31 protein-coding genes are annotated in these 17574 nt (G+C 34.6%); 30 read left to right on the top strand and 1 reads right to left on the bottom strand.

Going from position 1 to position 17574, the window contains the following annotated elements:
* Positions 1-85: 85 nt before the first annotated feature.
* The gene (locus RH81_RS12520) at positions 86-1723 is read right to left on the bottom strand and encodes a POTRA domain-containing protein (RefSeq protein WP_033961274.1); all 1638 of its coding nucleotides are present in this window, start codon (positions 1721-1723) and stop codon (positions 86-88) included.
* Positions 1724-1946: 223 nt separating this feature from the next.
* Here RH81_RS12520 and rpsL point away from each other — a divergent pair, with 223 nt between their 5' ends.
* The 30 genes from rpsL to rpsD all read left to right on the top strand — a co-directional run bounded on the left by rpsL (position 1947) and on the right by rpsD (position 17558).
* Positions 1947-2321 (top strand): 30S ribosomal protein S12, encoded by a 375-nt coding sequence (gene rpsL, locus RH81_RS12515; RefSeq protein ID WP_008269190.1) that lies wholly within the window; start codon positions 1947-1949, stop codon positions 2319-2321.
* Between the two features lie 22 nt (positions 2322-2343).
* Positions 2344-2820, top strand: a complete 477-nt coding sequence (gene rpsG / locus RH81_RS12510) for a 30S ribosomal protein S7 (protein ID WP_033960842.1) — start codon at positions 2344-2346, stop codon at positions 2818-2820.
* 6 nt (positions 2821-2826) lie between these two features.
* On the top strand, positions 2827-4953 hold the full coding sequence (gene fusA / locus RH81_RS12505) for an elongation factor G (protein ID WP_033960838.1): 2127 nt from the start codon (positions 2827-2829) through the stop codon (positions 4951-4953).
* Positions 4954-4965: 12 nt separating this feature from the next.
* Positions 4966-5271 (top strand): 30S ribosomal protein S10, encoded by a 306-nt coding sequence (gene rpsJ, locus RH81_RS12500; RefSeq protein ID WP_007650482.1) that lies wholly within the window; start codon positions 4966-4968, stop codon positions 5269-5271.
* Between the two features lie 142 nt (positions 5272-5413).
* Positions 5414-6031, top strand: coding sequence for a 50S ribosomal protein L3 (gene rplC / locus RH81_RS12495; protein ID WP_033960831.1), 618 nt, complete (start codon positions 5414-5416; stop codon positions 6029-6031).
* A complete protein-coding gene (gene rplD, locus RH81_RS12490) occupies positions 6031-6660 on the top strand; it encodes a 50S ribosomal protein L4 (RefSeq protein ID WP_033960830.1) in 630 nt (209 codons plus the stop codon). The genes rplC and rplD overlap by 1 nt, the downstream gene beginning before the upstream one ends.
* Before the next feature lie 6 nt (positions 6661-6666).
* Entirely contained in the window at positions 6667-6957 is a 291-nt protein-coding gene (rplW, locus tag RH81_RS12485; RefSeq protein WP_033960829.1) for a 50S ribosomal protein L23, read from the top strand.
* Between the two features lie 10 nt (positions 6958-6967).
* Positions 6968-7795: a 50S ribosomal protein L2 gene (gene rplB / locus RH81_RS12480; protein ID WP_033960828.1), complete on the top strand. Its 828-nt coding sequence runs from the start codon at positions 6968-6970 to the stop codon at positions 7793-7795.
* Positions 7796-7805: 10 nt separating this feature from the next.
* Entirely contained in the window at positions 7806-8084 is a 279-nt protein-coding gene (gene rpsS / locus RH81_RS12475) for a 30S ribosomal protein S19 (protein WP_033960826.1), read from the top strand.
* Positions 8085-8090: 6 nt separating this feature from the next.
* Positions 8091-8498, top strand: a complete 408-nt coding sequence (gene rplV / locus RH81_RS12470; RefSeq protein WP_033960823.1) for a 50S ribosomal protein L22 — start codon at positions 8091-8093, stop codon at positions 8496-8498.
* A gap of 8 nt (positions 8499-8506) precedes the next feature.
* Positions 8507-9229, top strand: coding sequence for a 30S ribosomal protein S3 (rpsC, locus tag RH81_RS12465; RefSeq protein WP_033960820.1), 723 nt, complete (start codon positions 8507-8509; stop codon positions 9227-9229).
* A gap of 19 nt (positions 9230-9248) precedes the next feature.
* Positions 9249-9668: a 50S ribosomal protein L16 gene (rplP, locus tag RH81_RS12460; protein WP_033960818.1), complete on the top strand. Its 420-nt coding sequence runs from the start codon at positions 9249-9251 to the stop codon at positions 9666-9668.
* 11 nt (positions 9669-9679) lie between these two features.
* Positions 9680-9871, top strand: coding sequence for a 50S ribosomal protein L29 (gene rpmC, locus RH81_RS12455; RefSeq protein WP_033960816.1), 192 nt, complete (start codon positions 9680-9682; stop codon positions 9869-9871).
* Between the two features lie 18 nt (positions 9872-9889).
* The gene (gene rpsQ / locus RH81_RS12450; RefSeq protein ID WP_033960814.1) at positions 9890-10147 is read left to right on the top strand and encodes a 30S ribosomal protein S17; all 258 of its coding nucleotides are present in this window, start codon (positions 9890-9892) and stop codon (positions 10145-10147) included.
* A 2-nt stretch (positions 10148-10149) separates the two neighbouring features.
* Positions 10150-10518: a 50S ribosomal protein L14 gene (gene rplN / locus RH81_RS12445; protein WP_033960812.1), complete on the top strand. Its 369-nt coding sequence runs from the start codon at positions 10150-10152 to the stop codon at positions 10516-10518.
* A gap of 11 nt (positions 10519-10529) precedes the next feature.
* Positions 10530-10841, top strand: a complete 312-nt coding sequence (rplX, locus tag RH81_RS12440) for a 50S ribosomal protein L24 (RefSeq protein WP_033961272.1) — start codon at positions 10530-10532, stop codon at positions 10839-10841.
* Between the two features lie 2 nt (positions 10842-10843).
* Complete coding sequence (rplE, locus tag RH81_RS12435) at positions 10844-11392, top strand: 50S ribosomal protein L5 (protein WP_033960810.1); 549 nt, start codon at positions 10844-10846, stop codon at positions 11390-11392.
* 3 nt (positions 11393-11395) lie between these two features.
* Positions 11396-11665, top strand: coding sequence for a 30S ribosomal protein S14 (gene rpsN / locus RH81_RS12430; protein WP_033960808.1), 270 nt, complete (start codon positions 11396-11398; stop codon positions 11663-11665).
* Between the two features lie 86 nt (positions 11666-11751).
* Positions 11752-12150, top strand: coding sequence for a 30S ribosomal protein S8 (rpsH, locus tag RH81_RS12425; RefSeq protein ID WP_033960806.1), 399 nt, complete (start codon positions 11752-11754; stop codon positions 12148-12150).
* Between the two features lie 17 nt (positions 12151-12167).
* Positions 12168-12710 carry a 50S ribosomal protein L6 gene (gene rplF / locus RH81_RS12420; protein ID WP_033960804.1) on the top strand — a complete coding sequence of 181 codons (543 nt, stop codon included), beginning with the start codon at positions 12168-12170 and terminating at the stop codon, positions 12708-12710.
* 10 nt (positions 12711-12720) lie between these two features.
* Positions 12721-13077 (top strand): 50S ribosomal protein L18, encoded by a 357-nt coding sequence (gene rplR / locus RH81_RS12415; protein WP_033960802.1) that lies wholly within the window; start codon positions 12721-12723, stop codon positions 13075-13077.
* 6 nt (positions 13078-13083) lie between these two features.
* Complete coding sequence (rpsE, locus tag RH81_RS12410; RefSeq protein ID WP_033960800.1) at positions 13084-13608, top strand: 30S ribosomal protein S5; 525 nt, start codon at positions 13084-13086, stop codon at positions 13606-13608.
* Positions 13609-13619: 11 nt separating this feature from the next.
* The gene (rpmD, locus tag RH81_RS12405) at positions 13620-13802 is read left to right on the top strand and encodes a 50S ribosomal protein L30 (protein ID WP_033960798.1); all 183 of its coding nucleotides are present in this window, start codon (positions 13620-13622) and stop codon (positions 13800-13802) included.
* Positions 13803-13811: 9 nt separating this feature from the next.
* The gene (rplO, locus tag RH81_RS12400; RefSeq protein ID WP_033960796.1) at positions 13812-14264 is read left to right on the top strand and encodes a 50S ribosomal protein L15; all 453 of its coding nucleotides are present in this window, start codon (positions 13812-13814) and stop codon (positions 14262-14264) included.
* A gap of 13 nt (positions 14265-14277) precedes the next feature.
* Positions 14278-15627 (top strand): preprotein translocase subunit SecY, encoded by a 1350-nt coding sequence (gene secY, locus RH81_RS12395; RefSeq protein WP_033960793.1) that lies wholly within the window; start codon positions 14278-14280, stop codon positions 15625-15627.
* A 7-nt stretch (positions 15628-15634) separates the two neighbouring features.
* Positions 15635-15850, top strand: a complete 216-nt coding sequence (gene infA, locus RH81_RS12390) for a translation initiation factor IF-1 (protein ID WP_026753784.1) — start codon at positions 15635-15637, stop codon at positions 15848-15850.
* A gap of 4 nt (positions 15851-15854) precedes the next feature.
* Positions 15855-15971, top strand: a complete 117-nt coding sequence (ykgO, locus tag RH81_RS16795) for a type B 50S ribosomal protein L36 (protein ID WP_081988313.1) — start codon at positions 15855-15857, stop codon at positions 15969-15971.
* A gap of 2 nt (positions 15972-15973) precedes the next feature.
* Complete coding sequence (gene rpsM, locus RH81_RS12385) at positions 15974-16348, top strand: 30S ribosomal protein S13 (protein ID WP_033960790.1); 375 nt, start codon at positions 15974-15976, stop codon at positions 16346-16348.
* 8 nt (positions 16349-16356) lie between these two features.
* Positions 16357-16740 carry a 30S ribosomal protein S11 gene (gene rpsK / locus RH81_RS12380; protein WP_033960788.1) on the top strand — a complete coding sequence of 128 codons (384 nt, stop codon included), beginning with the start codon at positions 16357-16359 and terminating at the stop codon, positions 16738-16740.
* A gap of 212 nt (positions 16741-16952) precedes the next feature.
* Positions 16953-17558 carry a 30S ribosomal protein S4 gene (gene rpsD / locus RH81_RS12375; protein ID WP_033960786.1) on the top strand — a complete coding sequence of 202 codons (606 nt, stop codon included), beginning with the start codon at positions 16953-16955 and terminating at the stop codon, positions 17556-17558.
* Positions 17559-17574 lie beyond the last annotated feature (16 nt).

Raw genomic sequence — 17574 nt, 5'->3', positions numbered from 1 at the left:
TTATTTTTCTTTTTCAATGGGTTAAAGGTATAAAAAAAGACGCTTTTTAGGCGTCAATATTAGGTATAAGATGAAGTGAATGTTGTTAAAAAGTAGCCGTTAAACTTAAATGTACTTTAGAATCGGATAATTTGAATTGTTGATTTTCTGTTTTTCCACTAGAATAATTAAAGCGAAACAGTCCAGCCTTACTAAGTAGACCAAAACCAAAACCAAAACCAAATAATTTTCCTTTCTGGTCACTTATCTTATTTTCAAAATAGGCTGCATCAATAACCGAATGCACATAAATGTCTCGGTTTAAGCGATAGCGATATTCAGTATTGATCACTCCAAATAGATTACCAATCAAACTATTCTCTTCAAAACCACGAATAGAGTTAATTCCTCCAAATCTAGGAAGTTCATTTTCAAGGAAAGAATCAGAATCTATAAGTTGACCACTCCCTCTAACATAAATGCTATTCCGATCATTAAGATTAAAAATCTTAAATGTATTGACGGCAAATTTTGTTTGGTCTTCTTTGATATCATCAAACGTTCTATTTCCAAATCCTGCAGTAATATCGAACAAGAAATTTACAGGGAATAGAAAATCATAATTCTGACGTTGAGTAAACACATAATTCGTAAAATAGTAGCTCGAATTAAAATCGTTTATGGACGAGACTTCAGTGTCTAATAAGTCAGAAGAATTCACACCACTTAAACCAATACCAATTATATGGTTAGAATTAATTTGGTAATTGAGTTTTGCAGATTGTCTGGCTGTTACAAACGTCGAATCTTTCCTAAATATATTAAGGTTGACTTCTACACCTAATGGAGAACCAAACATGTATGGCATTGTTACTTTACCATCAAAGGTTTGCTGATCATTCTCATCGCTTTTATAAAGCAATTTTAAGGTTTCACCATAATTAAGATTATTTGTAAGACTTAAGTTTAAATAACCGTCAAATTCAATTTTATTGGTATCTTCATTTGTTCCAAATCCTAAAAAACCATCAAAAGAATTACTCTTAGATTTTTCTATGTACATATAGAGTATAGTAGAATCTTTTGTAAAAAGAACTTCAGGATCTTTAATCTGATTGGCGAAACGTAAGTCATTAAGTTCAGAAGTTTTTTCTTTAATACGAGCTAAGTTAAAACGTTGACCGATTTTTATTTTCATATACCGTTTGACATATGTCTTTGGGAACTTTTCATAACCTTTAATGATTATTTTATCAATTGTACGCTCTAAAGGTTGCGATAGTTCTAAACTTGCTGATAGACTCGTTTCGCTTTCTAGTTTAATGTCTATAAGTTGAAGTGTAGAAAAGGGTTTGCCTCGATTAGCAATTTCGGCGTTTATAAATTCTAAGGTTTGTTCTAATTTTGAAACTGGAAGAGTAAACGAAGTTCCGTCGAATTTTAAATCACTTAGTTTTAAAATGTCTTCATCTATTAAACCGTTATGATTTATGGTAATGGATTTAAAACGTGTTTTCAAACTGAACTGTACCTCATGCAACGAATCATTCTTTTTTTTGAGATCTAATAACTTGCTGTTTATGTAGCCAATGGATAATAATCGTTTAGCTAACGAATCAACCTCCTTACTAAGTGAACTATAATCCTTGAAATAATTTTCATAACCTAATGAATCTATAATCTTAGTTTCAGTTTTATCACTTCCATAAACCTTAAGTTCTAGACTCTGTGAATAAACTTGCACAAAAAATAGACAAAATATTAAAGTTATATAAATATGAAATTTACTAGACATCTACTGGATTATTTTTCAAAACTAACGCAAAATACCAAGTAAAAATATGCAAGAGATAAAATAATTTTGAAAACTTTTAAAAATTAATGGCTTAGCATTTGAAAAACTCAAATTTATTTCTACCTTTGCAGCCCTCTAAAGAGAGGGTTAAATAATAATTATATAGAAATATATGCCAACAATTTCACAATTAGTACGAAAAGGAAGAGCCAAAATAACCAAGAAGAGTAAATCGGCTGCTTTAGATTCGTGTCCACAAAGACGTGGTGTGTGTACTCGTGTTTACACGACGACTCCTAAAAAACCAAACTCAGCAATGCGTAAGGTAGCAAGGGTTCGTTTAACAAACGGAAACGAGGTTAATGCATACATCGGTGGTGAAGGACACAATTTGCAAGAGCACTCGATAGTATTGGTTAGAGGTGGAAGGGTAAAAGATTTGCCAGGAGTTAGATATCACATCGTTCGTGGTGCCTTAGACACAGCAGGTGTCGCAGGTAGAACACAACGTAGATCTAAGTATGGTGCAAAACGCCCTAAGAAGTAATTTAAAACTTTAAGAAGAAGACATGAGAAAAAGAGCAGCAAAAAAGAGACCGCTTTTACCGGATCCACGTTTTAACGATCAGTTAGTAACTCGTTTCGTTAACATGATGATGTGGGATGGAAAGAAGTCTGTAGCTTTTAAAGTATTCTATGATGCAATTGACATTGTAGAATCAAAGAAAACTGACGAAGAAAAAACAGCTTTAGAAACATGGAAAGATGCTTTATCAAACGTAATGCCTCACGTAGAAGTACGTAGTCGTCGTGTTGGTGGTGCTACATTCCAAATTCCAATGCAAATTCGTCCAGACAGAAAAGTATCAACAGCTATGAAGTGGTTGATATCTTTCTCAAGAAAAAGAAATGAAAAATCTATGCCACAAAAATTAGCTGCTGAAATTTTAGCTGCAGCTAAAGAAGAAGGTGCAGCTGTTAAGAAAAGAGTTGATACTCATAAAATGGCTGAAGCAAATAAGGCATTCTCTCACTTTAGATTTTAATAAGAAATGGCAAGAGATTTAAAATTCACAAGAAATATAGGTATTGCTGCTCACATTGATGCAGGAAAAACTACTACTACAGAACGTATTCTTTATTATACAGGTGTTTCTCATAAAATTGGTGAAGTACATGATGGTGCTGCAACAATGGACTGGATGGAGCAAGAGCAAGAAAGAGGTATTACAATTACTTCTGCTGCTACAACCTGTGAGTGGGAATTCCCTACTGATAATGGAGAAGCTAATGCTGATACAAAAGGATACCATTTTAATATAATTGACACACCAGGTCACGTTGATTTTACGGTTGAAGTAAACCGTTCGTTACGTGTACTTGATGGTTTAGTATTCTTGTTTAGTGCAGTTGATGGTGTTGAGCCACAATCTGAAACTAACTGGAGACTTGCCGATAACTATAAAGTACCAAGAATTGGTTTCGTAAATAAAATGGATCGTCAAGGTTCTGATTTTATGATGGTTTGTGGTCAAGTTAAAGAAATGTTAGGTTCGAATGCTGTGCCTATAGTTTTGAATATTGGTGATGAAGAAAACTTCAAAGGAATTGTCGATTTAGTTAAGAATAGAGCTATTGTTTGGCATGAAGAAGGAATGGGTGCAACATTTGATGTTGTTGATATTCCTGAAGAGCTTAAAGAAGAAGCAAAAATTTTACGAGCTAAACTTATTGAAGAGGTAGCAAGTTATGATGAGGACTTACTAGAGAAGTTCATGGAAGATGAAGATTCTATTACAGAAGAAGAAGTGCATGCTGCACTTAGAGCTGCTGTTATGGATATGGCAATCATTCCTATGATTTGTGGTTCTGCTTTCAAAAATAAAGGTGTACAGTTCTTATTAGACGCTGTATGTCGTTACTTACCTTCTCCAATGGATAAGGAAGGTATCGTTGGAGTGAATCCAGATACAGAACAAGAAGAAATTCGTAAGCCAAGTGTAGATGAGCCGTTTGCTGCATTAGCATTTAAAATTGCTACAGATCCTTTCGTAGGACGTTTAGCATTTTTTAGAGCATATTCTGGTCGTTTAGACGCTGGATCTTATGTGTTAAACAATCGTTCTGGTAAGAAAGAACGTATTTCTCGTATCTATCAAATGCACGCTAATAAGCAAAATGCAATTGATTATATAGAAGCTGGTGATATTGGAGCTGCTGTTGGATTTAAATCTATAAAAACAGGAGATACACTTACAGCTGAAAAGCATCCTATTGTTTTAGAATCTATGGACTTCCCAGATCCAGTTATTGGTATTGCGGTTGAGCCTAAAACTAAAGCAGATGTTGATAAGTTGGGGATTGGATTATCTAAGTTAGCTGAAGAAGACCCAACATTTACTGTGCGTTCAGACGAAGCTTCAGGGCAGACTATTATATCAGGTATGGGTGAACTTCACCTTGATGTTATTGTAGATCGTTTAAGACGTGAGTTTAAAGTTGAAGTAAACCAAGGTCAACCACAAGTTGAATATAAAGAAGCTATTACTCAAGCAGCTGATCATAGAGAAGTTTATAAAAAGCAATCTGGTGGTCGTGGTAAATTCGCAGATATCGTATTTACTGTAGAGCCTGCAGATGAGGGAGAAACTGGACTTCAATTCAAATCTGTAATTAAAGGTGGTAACGTTCCTAAGGAATTTATCCCTTCAATTGAAAAAGGATTCAAAATGGCTATGGTAAATGGACCATTAGCAGGATATGAAATTGATGCTATGAAAGTGACATTGAAAGATGGATCTTACCATGATGTGGATTCTGATCAATTGTCATTTGAATTAGCTGCGAAGTTAGGATTTAAAAATTGTGCTAAAGCTGCCAAGGCGGTAATAATGGAGCCTATTATGAAACTTGAGGTGATTACACCTGAAGAAAATATGGGTGATATAGTAGGAGATTTAAATCGTCGTCGTGGACAAATGAGTGATATGGGTGATAGAGCTGGTGCAAAAACTGTAAAAGCTACTGTGCCATTATCTGAAATGTTTGGATATGTAACTACATTAAGAACATTGTCATCTGGTCGTGCAACATCAACAATGGAATTTTCACATTATGCTGAAACTCCTTCTAATATTTCAGAAGAAGTAATTAAAGCAGCAAAAGGCATAGAAGCTTAAAACTAAAAGAAAATGAGTCAGAAAATTAGAATAAAATTAAAGTCTTACGATCACAATTTAGTTGATAAATCTGCTGATAAGATTGTAAAAACAGTAAAAAGTACAGGTGCTGTTGTAACTGGACCAATTCCATTACCAACACACAAAAAGATTTTCACTGTATTACGTTCACCACACGTAAATAAGAAGTCAAGAGAACAATTTCAATTAAGCTCTTACAAGAGATTATTAGATATTTACTCGTCATCTTCTAAAACAATTGATGCGTTAATGAAGCTTGAATTACCAAGTGGAGTGGAAGTTGAGATTAAAGTGTAAGTGAATCATAACGCTTAATATATAAAGCGAAACATGTCCGGAGCTGCGTGCAAAGGAAAAACGGTAAAAATACAATTCAAGGTCGAATGTATTTTCGGCCTTGAGTTTTTAATAAATAGTAATAATAAATAAATTAATAATTATGTCTGGGTTAATAGGAAAAAAGATCGGTATGACCAGCATTTTCGATGAGAACGGGAAGAATATTCCTTGTACAGTAATCGAAGCTGGACCATGTATCGTTACCCAAGTCAGAACCGAAGAGGTCGACGGGTACAGTGCCCTTCAACTTGGTTTCGATGACAAGACAGAGAAAAGTGCTACTAAAGCTGAAATTGGTCACGCCAAAAAAGCTGGTACTTCTGTTAAGAGAAAAGTCGCGGAATTTCAAGGATTTGAAGGAGATTACAAATTAGGAGATGCTATAACAGTAGATCACTTTATTGAAGGTGAATTTGTTGATGTAGCTGGAACTTCAAAAGGAAAAGGTTTCCAAGGTGTTGTAAAACGTCATGGATTTGCTGGTGTTGGTCAAGCAACGCATGGTCAGCATAACCGTTTAAGAGCTCCAGGTTCTATTGGTGCAGCTTCATATCCAGCGAGAGTATTCAAAGGGATGAAAATGGCTGGACGAATGGGTGGCGAAAGAGTATATGTTGAAAATTTAAGAGTCTACAAGGTAGTTGCTGAAAAGAACTTAATTGTGGTTAAAGGATGTGTTCCAGGACACAAAAACTCTTATGTAATTATTCAGAAATAATGAAAATAGCAGTTTTAGATATAAACGGAAAAGACACAGGTAGAAAAGCAGAGCTTTCTAAAGATGTGTTCGCTATAGAGCCTAATAATCATGCAGTTTACTTAGACGTTAAGCAGTATTTGGCTAACCAACGTCAAGGTACTCATAAGTCTAAAGAAAGAGCTGAAATTTCAGGAAGTACACGTAAGATTAAAAAACAGAAAGGTACTGGTACTGCAAGAGCAGGTAGTATTAAATCTGGTGTATTTAGAGGTGGTGGACGTATGTTCGGACCAAGACCAAGAAATTATAGTATCAAATTGAACAAAAACCTTAAGCGTCTTGCCCGTAAATCAGCATTGACAATGAAGGCTAATGCTAAAGATATCGTTGTGTTGGAAGACTTCAGTTTTGATAGTCCAAAGACGAAAAACTTTACAGCAGTATTGAAAGCGCTAGACATACAAGACAAAAAATCGTTGATTGTGTTGGGTGCTTCAAATAATAATGTATATTTGTCATCACGAAATTTTAAAGGGTCTGATGTTATAATTAACTCAGAATTAAGCACTTATAAAATTTTGAATGCAAATAAATTAATTCTTCTGGAGAGTTCTTTAGAGGGAATTGAATCGAATTTAAGTAAATAGAAAGTCATGAGTATCTTAATTAAACCTATAATCACAGAAAAAGCAACCATGCAAAGTGAGTTGTTAAATGCTTATGCATTTGAAGTGAACACTAAGGCGAACAAGGTAGAAATCAAAAAGGCTGTGGAAGCAACCTATGGTGTTTCTGTTGAAAAAGTTCGTACTATAAATGTCCGTCCAGATCGTAGTACTAAGTTTACAAAAACTGGTATTCAACATGGTAAAACAAATGCTGTTAAAAAAGCAATTGTACAACTGGCGGAAGGTGAAGTAATTGATTTATACACTAACATGTAATTAGACAATAATGTCAGTAAGAAAATTAAAACCAATCACATCAGCTCAGCGTTTTAGAGTAGTAAATGGATTCGATGCCATAACTACTGATAAGCCGGAAAAGAGTTTACTCGTTCCGAACAAGAGATCTGGTGGTAGAAACAATCGAGGAAAAATGACCATGCGCCATATTGGTGGAGGTCATAAGAAAAAGTATCGTATTATCGATTTCAAACGTAACAAAACAGGAGTTCCTGGTGAAGTTGCGTCAATCCAATACGATCCAAACAGAACAGCTTTTATCGCTTTATTGAATTATCAAGATGGAGAAAAGAGTTACATCATTGCACAAAATGGATTACAGGTTGGGCAAAATGTAGTATCTGGAAGAGAAGGAATTGCACCAGAAATTGGTAACGCAATGCCATTAAGTCAAATACCTTTGGGTACAATTATTTCTTGTATAGAATTACGTCCTGGTCAAGGAGCAGTAATGGCAAGAAGTGCTGGAGCATTTGCTCAACTTATGGCAAGAGATGGTAAGTTCGCTACGGTTAAATTACCTTCAGGAGAAACAAGATTAGTACTTACGGAATGTATGGCTACTATAGGTGTTGTATCTAATTCAGATCATCAATTAACTGTTTCTGGTAAAGCAGGACGTTCAAGATGGTTAGGTAGAAGACCAAGAGTAAGACCAGTGGTAATGAATCCAGTCGATCACCCAATGGGTGGTGGTGAAGGTAAATCTTCAGGAGGACATCCAAGATCTAAAAATGGTATTCCAGCTAAAGGATTTAGAACACGTTCTAAAACTAAAGCGAGTAATAAATATATTGTAGAACGTAGAAAGAAATAACTGATATAATATGGCACGTTCATTAAAAAAAGGACCTTACATCCATTATAAATTGAGTAAAAAAGTTGAAGCGAATGTAGCTTCTAACAAAAAGACAGTAATCAAAACGTGGTCTAGAGCCTCGATGATTTCTCCAGATTTTGTTGGACAAACTATCGCAGTACACAACGGTCGTCAATTTGTACCAGTTTATGTAACTGAAAACATGGTAGGTCACAAATTAGGAGAATTTTCACCAACAAGATCTTTTAGAGGTCATGCAGGTGCAAAAAATAAAGGAAAAAAATAGTAAGCTATGGGAAGTCGTAAAAAACAAATGGCAGACGCTATTAAGGAAGGCAGAAAGAAAGTTGCATTTGCAAAATTAAATAACTGTCCTACCTCACCAAGAAAAATGCGCTTAGTTGCGGATTTGGTTAGAGGAAAAGAAGCTGAGAAAGCACTTCAAATCTTAAGATTTAGTTCTAAAGAAGCATCACGTCGTTTAGAGAAATTATTATTGTCAGCTATTGCTAACTGGCAAGCTAAAAACGAAGATGCAAGTATTGAAGAAGCAGATTTATTTGTGCAAGAGATTAGAGTTGACGGAGGATCTATGTTAAAAAGATTACGTCCAGCACCTCAAGGTCGTGCACACAGAATTAGAAAAAGATCTAATCACGTTACAGTTGTGATTGGAGCAAAAAATAACACACAAGCTTAGATAGAGATATGGGACAAAAGACAAATCCAATCGGAAATCGTTTAGGAATTATCAGAGGATGGGAATCTAACTGGTATGGTGGAAATGATTATGGTGATAAACTTGCTGAAGACTATAAAATCAGAGAGTATATCCATGCTCGTTTATCAAAAGCTAGTGTATCTAGAGTAATTATTGAGCGTACGCTTAAACTTGTAACCGTTACTATCACTACTGCAAGACCTGGTATTATTATCGGAAAAGGTGGCCAAGAGGTAGACAAGTTGAAAGAGGAACTTAAGAAAATTACTGGTAAAGAGGTTCAGTTAAACATCTTTGAAATTAAAAGACCTGAACTCGATGCGTTTTTAGTAGGAACAAGTGTCGCACGTCAAATTGAGAATCGTATCTCTTACCGACGAGCAATCAAAATGGCAATTGCTGCTGCTATACGTATGAATGCTGAAGGAATAAAAATCCAAATCAGTGGTCGTTTAAATGGTGCTGAAATGGCACGTAGTGAACACTACAAAGAAGGACGTATTCCTTTATCAACATTTAGAGCCGATATTGACTATGCTTTAGTTGAGTCACACACTACTTATGGTAGATTGGGTGTAAAAGTATGGATCATGAAAGGTGAAGTATATGGTAAAAGAGAACTTTCTCCATTAGTTGGCTTGTCTAAGAAACAAGGTGGCAAACCTGGAGGACGCGGAAGAGATAATAATAAATCTCGTCGCAGAAAGTAATTTTTAAAGACAAAGAACAATGTTACAACCGAAAAGAACAAAATTTCGTAAAGTCCAAAAAGGACGTATGAAAGGAAATACCGGAAGAGGACACCAGCTTTCTTATGGTATGTTTGGTATAAAATCTCTAGACACTAACTTTTTAACGTCACGTCAAATCGAGGCAGCTCGTATTGCAGCAACACGTTATATGAAAAGGGAAGGTCAATTATGGATTAAAATATTTCCAGACAAGCCAATTACTAAAAAACCTTTAGAGGTTCGTATGGGTAAGGGAAAGGGTGCTGTAGAATACTGGGTAGCTGTAGTTAAGCCAGGAAGAATCCTTTTTGAAGTTGGTGGTGTGCCAATAGACGTTGCTAAAGAAGCATTACGTTTAGCAGCTCAAAAACTACCAGTAAAAACTAAGTTTTTAATAGCTCGAGATTACGAAGCTTAATATAAAAAATTATGAAGCAAGCAGAAATTACACAGCTATCAGTAACTGAGTTACAAGAGAAATTTAGCGAGACAAAAAAGAGTTATTCAGACCTTAAATTGGCTCATGCAATCTCTCCATTAGAGAATCCAATTCAGTTACGTAACGTTAGACGTTCAGTAGCTAGAATTGCAACAGAATTAACTAAAAGAGAAATACAGTAATTGTATTCTGGCTGAAAGATGGAAAAAAGACATTTAAGAAAAGAACGTGTAGGAGTAGTTACTAGTAACAAAATGATGAAATCAATCGTTGTTGCAGAAGTAAAAAAAGTTAAACATCCTATGTATGGAAAATTCGTTTTGAAAACAAAGAAATATGTTGCTCACGACGAAACAAATGACTGTAACATTGGTGATACGGTAAAGATCATGGAAACAAGACCTTTAAGTAAATCTAAATGTTGGAGATTAGTAGAAATAATTGAAAGAGCTAAATAATTATGGTACAACAAGAATCTAGATTAAAAGTAGCTGATAACACAGGAGCAAAAGAAGTATTAACAATACGTGTTCTTGGTGGTACAAAAAGAAGATATGCTTCAATAGGAGACAAAATCGTAGTATCTGTTAAAGATGCAGCGCCTAATGGAGGTATTAAAAAAGGTGCAGTTTCAACTGCAGTAGTGGTTCGTACTAAAAAAGAAGTAAGACGTCCAGACGGTTCTTATATTCGTTTTGACGATAATGCTTGTGTACTCTTAAATCCAACAGGAGAAATGAGAGGTACTCGTGTATTTGGACCAGTAGCTAGAGAACTTCGTGACAAACAGTTCATGAAAATTGTATCATTGGCACCAGAAGTGCTTTAATGTATAAAAAAATGACAAAGCTTAAAATTAAATCAGGAGATACAGTTCAAGTAATCGCTGGAGACCATAAAGGGACAGAAGGTAAAGTACTTAAAGTATTTATAGATAAGAACAAAGCCATCGTAGAGGGTGTAAACATGGTTAAGAAACATACTAAACCAAGTGCACAAAGTCCTCAAGGTGGAATTGTAGAGAAAGAAGCACCAATGCATATATCTAACTTGACGTTGTTAACTTCAAAAGGAGAAGCAACAAGAGTTGGTTTTAAAATGGAAGGTGATAATAAAGTGAGATTTTCTAAGAAATCAAATGAAGTAATATAGTTATGTATACTCCAAGATTAAAACAAGAGTACAAGGACAAAGTAGTTTCTGCTCTTACAGAAGAATTCGGATATAAAAATATAATGCAAGTTCCTAAACTTACTAAGATAGTTATATCTAAAGGTGTAGGTGGTGCAGTTTCTGATAAGAAATTAATTGATCATGCTATTGATGAATTAACTAAAATTTCTGGTCAAAAAGCTGTAGCAACATTATCTAAAAAGGATGTTGCATCATTCAAATTACGTAAAGGAATGCCAATTGGTACTCGTGTAACGTTAAGAGGTGAGCAAATGTATGAGTTTTTAGATCGTTTAGTAACTTCAGCCTTACCAAGAGTAAGAGATTTTGGCGGAATCAAAGCAACAGGTTTTGATGGTCGTGGAAATTATAACTTAGGTGTAGTTGAGCAAATTATCTTTCCAGAAATAGATATTGATAAAATCAATAAAATATCTGGTATGGATATTACATTTGTAACAACAGCTGATACAGATAAAGAAGCAAAATCGTTATTAACTGAAATGGGATTACCTTTTCAAAAGAACTAAGATATGGCTAAAGAATCAATGAAAGCCCGTGAGGTTAAAAGAGCAAAAACAGTAGCTAAATATGCTGAAAAACGTAAAGCTTTGAAAGAAGCTGGAGATTACGAAGCATTACAGAAGTTACCAAAAAACGCTTCTCCAGTTCGTATGCACAATAGATGTAAACTTACAGGAAGACCTAAGGGATATATGAGAACTTTTGGTGTTTCACGTGTAACATTTCGTGAAATGGCTAACCAAGGTTTGATTCCAGGTGTAAGAAAAGCATCTTGGTAAAATCTATCGCTTAGCGATAAATAGTGAATTATAAATTGGTTTCAGGTTCGAGATATAACGAAAACCGTTACCGCAAATTAATATAAATGAATACAGATCCAATTGCTGATTTCTTAACAAGAATCAGAAATGCAGTGAAAGCAAATCACAGAGTGGTTGAAATTCCTGCATCAAACTTAAAGAAAGAAATGACTAAAATATTATTCGATCAAGGATATATTTTAAGTTATAAATTCGACGATTCTAGTGTACAAGGAACAATTAAAATTGCTTTGAAGTACAACAAGGAAACTAAAGAATCGGTTATCAAGAAAATTCAAAGAATAAGCACGCCAGGTTTACGTAAGTATGCTAATGCTAAAGAAATGCCAAGAATCCTTAACGGTTTAGGTATTGCTATTGTGTCGACATCTAAAGGTGTAGTTACAGGTAAGCAAGCAGAAAGAGATAATGTAGGTGGTGAATTATTGTGTTACGTTTACTAATTTAAAGCAGAAAGAACATGTCAAGAATAGGAAATAATCCAGTAGCAATTCCAGAAGGAGTTACGGTTGATGTTAAGGATAGCTTAGTTACCGTAAAAGGTAAATTAGGAGAATTAACACAAAGCTATGATACTGTTGAAATTAAAGTTGAAGACGGAAACGTACTTGTAACTAGATCGGCAGATAACAAAGAACAAAAAGCTAAACACGGTTTATACAGATCTTTAATGAACAACATGATAGATGGTGTTTCTAAAGGATGGGGTAAAGAATTAGAGCTTGTAGGTGTAGGTTATAGAGCTTCAAATCAAGGACAGAAATTAGATTTGGCTTTAGGTTTCTCTCACAATATTGTTTTAAATATTGCACCAGAAGTAAAAATTGAAACTATTTCAGAAAAAGGTAAAAACCCAATAATAAAATTAACATCTCACGATAAACAATTGGTTGGTCAAGTTGCTGCAAAAATCCGTAGCTTCAGAAGACCTGAGCCTTATAAAGGAAAAGGGATCAAGTTTGTAGGTGAAGAGTTAAGAAGAAAAGCAGGTAAATCAGCTTAAAAAATTAGTTATGGCATTAACAAAGAACGAAAAAAGACTAAGAATAAAAAGCAGAATCCGTAAGGTTGTTTCTGGTACAGAAGCAAGACCAAGATTAGCTGTTTTTAGAAGCAATAAAGATATCTACGCTCAAGTAGTAGATGATGTAACAGGTAAAACGTTAGCTGCAGCATCTTCAAGAGATAAAGATGTAGCTTCTGCAAAAGGAACTAAAACAGAAATGGCAACCTTAGTTGGTAAAGCTGTTGCTGAGAGATCAATAAAAGCTGGTATCAGTACTATTTCTTTTGATAGAGGTGGATACCAATATCACGGAAGAGTAAAATCATTAGCTGAAGGCGCAAGAGAAGGCGGACTTAAATTCTAAGACACTATGTATCAAAAATATAAAAACGCAGAATTAGTAAAACCAAGTGGAATTGATCTTAAAGATCGTTTAGTTGGTGTACAGAGAGTTACCAAAGTAACAAAAGGTGGTAGAGCTTTTGGTTTTTCAGCGATCGTAGTGGTTGGTGATGAAGCTGGAGTTGTAGGTCACGGTTTAGGAAAATCTAAGGATGTTGCTACTGCAATTGCGAAAGCAATTGAAGATGCTAAGAAAAACTTAGTAAGAATTCCTATTATTAAAGGAACCTTACCTCACGAACAAAAAGGTAAATTTGGTGGAGCTAGAGTAAATATTATTCCTGCTGCTCCTGGTACAGGTGTAATTGCTGGTGGTGCTGTGAGAACAGTATTAGAAGCCGTCGGTATTCACGATGTATTATCTAAATCTCAAGGTTCTTCTAACCCTCACAATGTTGTAAAAGCGACTTTTGACGCTTTATTACAATTAAGAGATGCAAGAACAATTGCAAAGGATAGAGGAGTTTCTCTTGAAAAAGTATTTAACGGATAACCAATAGGACGATGGGAAAGATTAAAGTAACAAAGGTAAAAAGTGCAATCAATCGTACTCAGAACCAAAAAAGAATATTAGAAGCTCTTGGACTAAAAAGAATTGGTCAAACAATTGAGCATGATGCTTCACCAAGTATTCTTGGTATGGTAAATAAAGTTTCACATTTAGTTTCTTTTGAAGAAACAAAATAATAATATAGAATGGACTTAAGTAATTTAAAACCAGCAGAAGGTTCTGTAAAGAATCAAGGTAAAAGAATAGGTCGAGGACAAGGTTCTGGAAAAGGTGGTACTGCAACTCGTGGTCACAAAGGAGCTAAATCTCGTTCTGGTTATTCTAAAAAATTAGGTTTTGAAGGTGGACAAATGCCTCTTCAAAGACGTGTACCAAAATTTGGATTTACAAATGTTAACCGTGTAGAATATCAAGGTGTGAACTTAGATAAGTTACAAGAGTTAGTAGACAATAAGAAAATAAAGGATGCAGTTGATTTTCAAACTCTAGTTAATCTAGGTTTGGCGGGAAAGAACGAATTAGTAAAAATTCTTGGTCGTGGTGAATTAAAATCAAAATTAACAGTAACTGCTCATAAATTTACTGCTTCAGCAAAAGCTGCAATTGAAGCTGCAGGTGGAGAAGCAGTAACTTTATAAGACAACTTAGAGTATGAAATTAATAGAAACATTAAAGAATGTTTGGAAAATAACCGAACTAAAAGACAGAATCATTCTAACGCTTGGTTTACTTTTAGTGTACCGTTTTGGTGCTCAGGTTGTTTTACCAGGTATTGATGCAAGTCAACTAAGCAATTTACAAGCTGGAGCAGGAGAAGGTATTCTTGGTTTATTAAACATGTTTACTGGTGGTGCTTTTGCTAACGCTTCTGTTTTCGCATTAGGTATTATGCCATACATTTCGGCTTCTATTGTAGTACAGTTGATGGGAATAGCAATTCCTTATCTTCAGAAACTACAAAAAGAAGGCGCGAGTGGTCAAAAGAAAATTACTCAGATTACACGTTGGTTAACCATCGTAATCTGTTTATTTCAAGCACCAGGATATTTGGCTAGTTTACCAACAGCATTTGGTATTCCTCAATCAGCATTCTTATTAGGTACAGGACCTACATTTTATATATCTTCAGTAATCATTTTAGTTACTGGATGTATATTCGCAATGTGGCTAGGTGAGAAGATTACAGATAAAGGTATTGGTAATGGTATTTCATTATTAATTATGGTTGGAATTATAGCAACTTTACCTTCTTCATTTATTCAAAATGCTGCGTCACGTTTAAGTGGTGGTGGTAATGGAGGATTAATGATGATCTTAATCGAATTAGTAATATGGTTTGTAATTATTATGGCATCCGTAATGTTAGTTATGGCTGTTCGTAAGATTGCAGTACAATATGCAAGAAGAACTGCTTCTGGTGGATACGAGAAAAACGTATTTGGATCTAGACAGTTTTTACCATTAAAGTTAAACGCATCAGGTGTAATGCCAATTATCTTTGCTCAAGCAATTATGTTTGTACCAAGTTTAATCGGTAAATCAATTGATGATAGTGATGCTGGTCAATGGATGATTGCACAATTCTCTGATATTTTCGGATTATGGTACAATGTTGTATTTGCATTATTGATTATCATATTTACCTATTTCTATACTGCTATTACTGTTCCAACGAACAAAATGGCGGATGATTTAAAACGAAGTGGTGGTTTTATTCCAGGTATTAGACCAGGAACAGAAACTTCAGAATATTTAGACAAAATTATGTCTCAAATTACCTTACCAGGTTCTATATTCTTAGCATTGATAGCTGTGTTCCCGGCAATTATTGTAAAGCTTATGGATGTTCAAGCTGGATGGGCTTTATTCTTTGGTGGTACATCACTATTAATTATGGTTGGAGTTGCAATAGATACAATGCAACAAGTCAATTCATATTTGTTGAATAAACATTATGACGGCTTGATGAAAACTGGTAAAAACAGAAAAGCAGTAGCTTAATTTAACTATGGCAAAACAAGCAGCAATAGAACAAGACGGATCAATCATTGAAGCATTGTCAAATGCAATGTTTCGTGTTGAACTTGAAAATGGTCACATTGTGACTGCACATATCTCTGGTAAGATGCGTATGCATTATATTAAATTATTACCAGGTGATAAAGTAAAATTAGAAATGAGTCCTTACGATTTAACTAAGGCTCGTATAACTTATAGATACTAATTCGATGAAAGTAAGAGCATCAGTAAAGAAAAGAAGCGTAGACTGTAAATTAGTGCGCAGAAAAGGTAGACTTTACGTCATTAACAAAAAGAATCCTAGATTCAAACAAAGACAAGGGTAATTATGGCAAGAATTGCAGGAGTAGACATACCAAAAAACAAAAGAGGAGTAATCTCTTTAACTTATATCTACGGAGTAGGTAGAAGTAGATCAAAAGAAATTTTAGCAACAGCTAAAGTTGACGAAAGCATCAAAGTACAAGATTGGACTGACGAGCAAATAGGTAATATTCGTGAAGCAGTAGGAACTTTTACTATTGAAGGTGAGTTACGTTCTGAAACACAGATAAACATCAAGCGTTTGATGGATATTGGTTGTTACAGAGGTATTCGTCATAGAGCTGGTTTACCTTTAAGAGGTCAACGTACTAAAAACAACTCTAGAACAAGAAAAGGTAGAAGAAAAACAGTTGCTAACAAGAAAAAAGCAACTAAATAATAAATAGTATGGCAAAGTCAAGTACTAAAAAACGTAAAGTAATAGTAGATGCTGTAGGTGAAGCGCACGTTGCTGCTTCATTCAACAATATCATTATCTCTTTAACGAACAAGAAAGGTGACGTTATTTCATGGTCATCAGCAGGAAAAATGGGATTCAGAGGTTCTAAAAAGAACACACCTTACGCTGCTCAATTAGCCGCAGAAGATGCAGCTGGAGTTGCTAAGGAAGCTGGTCTTAAAAAAGTAAAAGTATACGTTAAAGGTCCAGGTAACGGAAGAGAATCTGCTATCAGATCTATTCATAATGCAGGTATCGAAGTGACAGAAATTGTTGATGTTACTCCATTACCACATAATGGATGTCGTCCTCCTAAACGTAGAAGAGTTTAATCTGAACACGTTTCAGATTTTGCATAATTTTATTATGTAATCTCATAAATTTTAAGATAAACTAATATTATTGCATTTATGTATGATATTAGTTTATTTTGCATAAATTTGCAAACTGAAAAATTATAAACAAGTATCAACGAGAGATCAACGTTTATCGAAGGATAAGATTAAGACCTTAATTCATAAACACTCTCATAACAAATTTTAAAATGGCAAGATATACTGGTCCTAAAACTAAAATAGCCCGAAAGTTCGGTGAAGCTATTTTTGGAGATGATAAAGCTTTCGAAAAAAGAAACTATCCTCCAGGACAACACGGAAACAACAGAAGACGTGGAAAAAAATCTGAATATGCAATCCAATTAATGGAGAAGCAAAAAGCAAAATATACTTATGGTATATTAGAAAAGCAATTCAGAAACATGTTCAAAAAAGCAACTGCTGCACAAGGTATTACTGGTGAAGTATTATTACAATTATGTGAGTCTCGTTTAGATAACGTTGCTTATAGAATGGGTTTATCTCCTTCTCGTAGTGGTGCAAGACAATTAGTGTCTCACAGACACATTACTGTAAATGGTGGAATCGTAAACATTCCTTCTTACCAATTAAAAGCAGGAGATGTTGTTGCAGTTAGAGAAAAATCTAAATCTTTAGAATCTATTGAAAATTCATTAGCTAATTCTAGTACTGTATTTGAGTGGATCACATGGAATAACGATACGAAACATGGAACTTACGTTTCTGTTCCAGAAAGAATCCAAATTCCAGAAAACATCAATGAGCAATTCATCGTTGAATTATACTCTAAATAATTAAATAATCATATTG

The organism is Psychroserpens jangbogonensis (assembly GCF_000797465.1).
Lineage (GTDB): Bacteria > Bacteroidota > Bacteroidia > Flavobacteriales > Flavobacteriaceae > Psychroserpens > Psychroserpens jangbogonensis.
The sequence above is the reverse complement of the archived record's forward strand: the minus strand, read 5'-3'. Positions and strand labels throughout refer to the sequence as shown.

Excerpts from the sequence above, each read along its gene's own strand:
- rpsL (WP_008269190.1), top strand. The coding sequence starts at position 1,947 with ATGCCAACAATTTCACAATTAGTACGAAAAGGAAGAGCCAAAATAACC.
- rpsG (WP_033960842.1), top strand. The coding sequence starts at position 2,344 with ATGAGAAAAAGAGCAGCAAAAAAGAGACCGCTTTTACCGGATCCACGT.
- fusA (WP_033960838.1), top strand. The coding sequence starts at position 2,827 with ATGGCAAGAGATTTAAAATTCACAAGAAATATAGGTATTGCTGCTCAC.
- rpsJ (WP_007650482.1), top strand. The coding sequence starts at position 4,966 with ATGAGTCAGAAAATTAGAATAAAATTAAAGTCTTACGATCACAATTTA.
- rplC (WP_033960831.1), top strand. The coding sequence starts at position 5,414 with ATGTCTGGGTTAATAGGAAAAAAGATCGGTATGACCAGCATTTTCGAT.
- rplD (WP_033960830.1), top strand. The coding sequence starts at position 6,031 with ATGAAAATAGCAGTTTTAGATATAAACGGAAAAGACACAGGTAGAAAA.
- rplW (WP_033960829.1), top strand. The coding sequence starts at position 6,667 with ATGAGTATCTTAATTAAACCTATAATCACAGAAAAAGCAACCATGCAA.
- rplB (WP_033960828.1), top strand. The coding sequence starts at position 6,968 with ATGTCAGTAAGAAAATTAAAACCAATCACATCAGCTCAGCGTTTTAGA.
- rpsS (WP_033960826.1), top strand. The coding sequence starts at position 7,806 with ATGGCACGTTCATTAAAAAAAGGACCTTACATCCATTATAAATTGAGT.
- rplV (WP_033960823.1), top strand. The coding sequence starts at position 8,091 with ATGGGAAGTCGTAAAAAACAAATGGCAGACGCTATTAAGGAAGGCAGA.
- rpsC (WP_033960820.1), top strand. The coding sequence starts at position 8,507 with ATGGGACAAAAGACAAATCCAATCGGAAATCGTTTAGGAATTATCAGA.
- rplP (WP_033960818.1), top strand. The coding sequence starts at position 9,249 with ATGTTACAACCGAAAAGAACAAAATTTCGTAAAGTCCAAAAAGGACGT.
- rpmC (WP_033960816.1), top strand. The coding sequence starts at position 9,680 with ATGAAGCAAGCAGAAATTACACAGCTATCAGTAACTGAGTTACAAGAG.
- rpsQ (WP_033960814.1), top strand. The coding sequence starts at position 9,890 with ATGGAAAAAAGACATTTAAGAAAAGAACGTGTAGGAGTAGTTACTAGT.
- rplN (WP_033960812.1), top strand. The coding sequence starts at position 10,150 with ATGGTACAACAAGAATCTAGATTAAAAGTAGCTGATAACACAGGAGCA.
- rplX (WP_033961272.1), top strand. The coding sequence starts at position 10,530 with ATGACAAAGCTTAAAATTAAATCAGGAGATACAGTTCAAGTAATCGCT.
- rplE (WP_033960810.1), top strand. The coding sequence starts at position 10,844 with ATGTATACTCCAAGATTAAAACAAGAGTACAAGGACAAAGTAGTTTCT.
- rpsN (WP_033960808.1), top strand. The coding sequence starts at position 11,396 with ATGGCTAAAGAATCAATGAAAGCCCGTGAGGTTAAAAGAGCAAAAACA.
- rpsH (WP_033960806.1), top strand. The coding sequence starts at position 11,752 with ATGAATACAGATCCAATTGCTGATTTCTTAACAAGAATCAGAAATGCA.
- rplF (WP_033960804.1), top strand. The coding sequence starts at position 12,168 with ATGTCAAGAATAGGAAATAATCCAGTAGCAATTCCAGAAGGAGTTACG.
- rplR (WP_033960802.1), top strand. The coding sequence starts at position 12,721 with ATGGCATTAACAAAGAACGAAAAAAGACTAAGAATAAAAAGCAGAATC.
- rpsE (WP_033960800.1), top strand. The coding sequence starts at position 13,084 with ATGTATCAAAAATATAAAAACGCAGAATTAGTAAAACCAAGTGGAATT.
- rpmD (WP_033960798.1), top strand. The coding sequence starts at position 13,620 with ATGGGAAAGATTAAAGTAACAAAGGTAAAAAGTGCAATCAATCGTACT.
- rplO (WP_033960796.1), top strand. The coding sequence starts at position 13,812 with ATGGACTTAAGTAATTTAAAACCAGCAGAAGGTTCTGTAAAGAATCAA.
- secY (WP_033960793.1), top strand. The coding sequence starts at position 14,278 with ATGAAATTAATAGAAACATTAAAGAATGTTTGGAAAATAACCGAACTA.
- infA (WP_026753784.1), top strand. The coding sequence starts at position 15,635 with ATGGCAAAACAAGCAGCAATAGAACAAGACGGATCAATCATTGAAGCA.
- ykgO (WP_081988313.1), top strand. The coding sequence starts at position 15,855 with ATGAAAGTAAGAGCATCAGTAAAGAAAAGAAGCGTAGACTGTAAATTA.
- rpsM (WP_033960790.1), top strand. The coding sequence starts at position 15,974 with ATGGCAAGAATTGCAGGAGTAGACATACCAAAAAACAAAAGAGGAGTA.
- rpsK (WP_033960788.1), top strand. The coding sequence starts at position 16,357 with ATGGCAAAGTCAAGTACTAAAAAACGTAAAGTAATAGTAGATGCTGTA.
- rpsD (WP_033960786.1), top strand. The coding sequence starts at position 16,953 with ATGGCAAGATATACTGGTCCTAAAACTAAAATAGCCCGAAAGTTCGGT.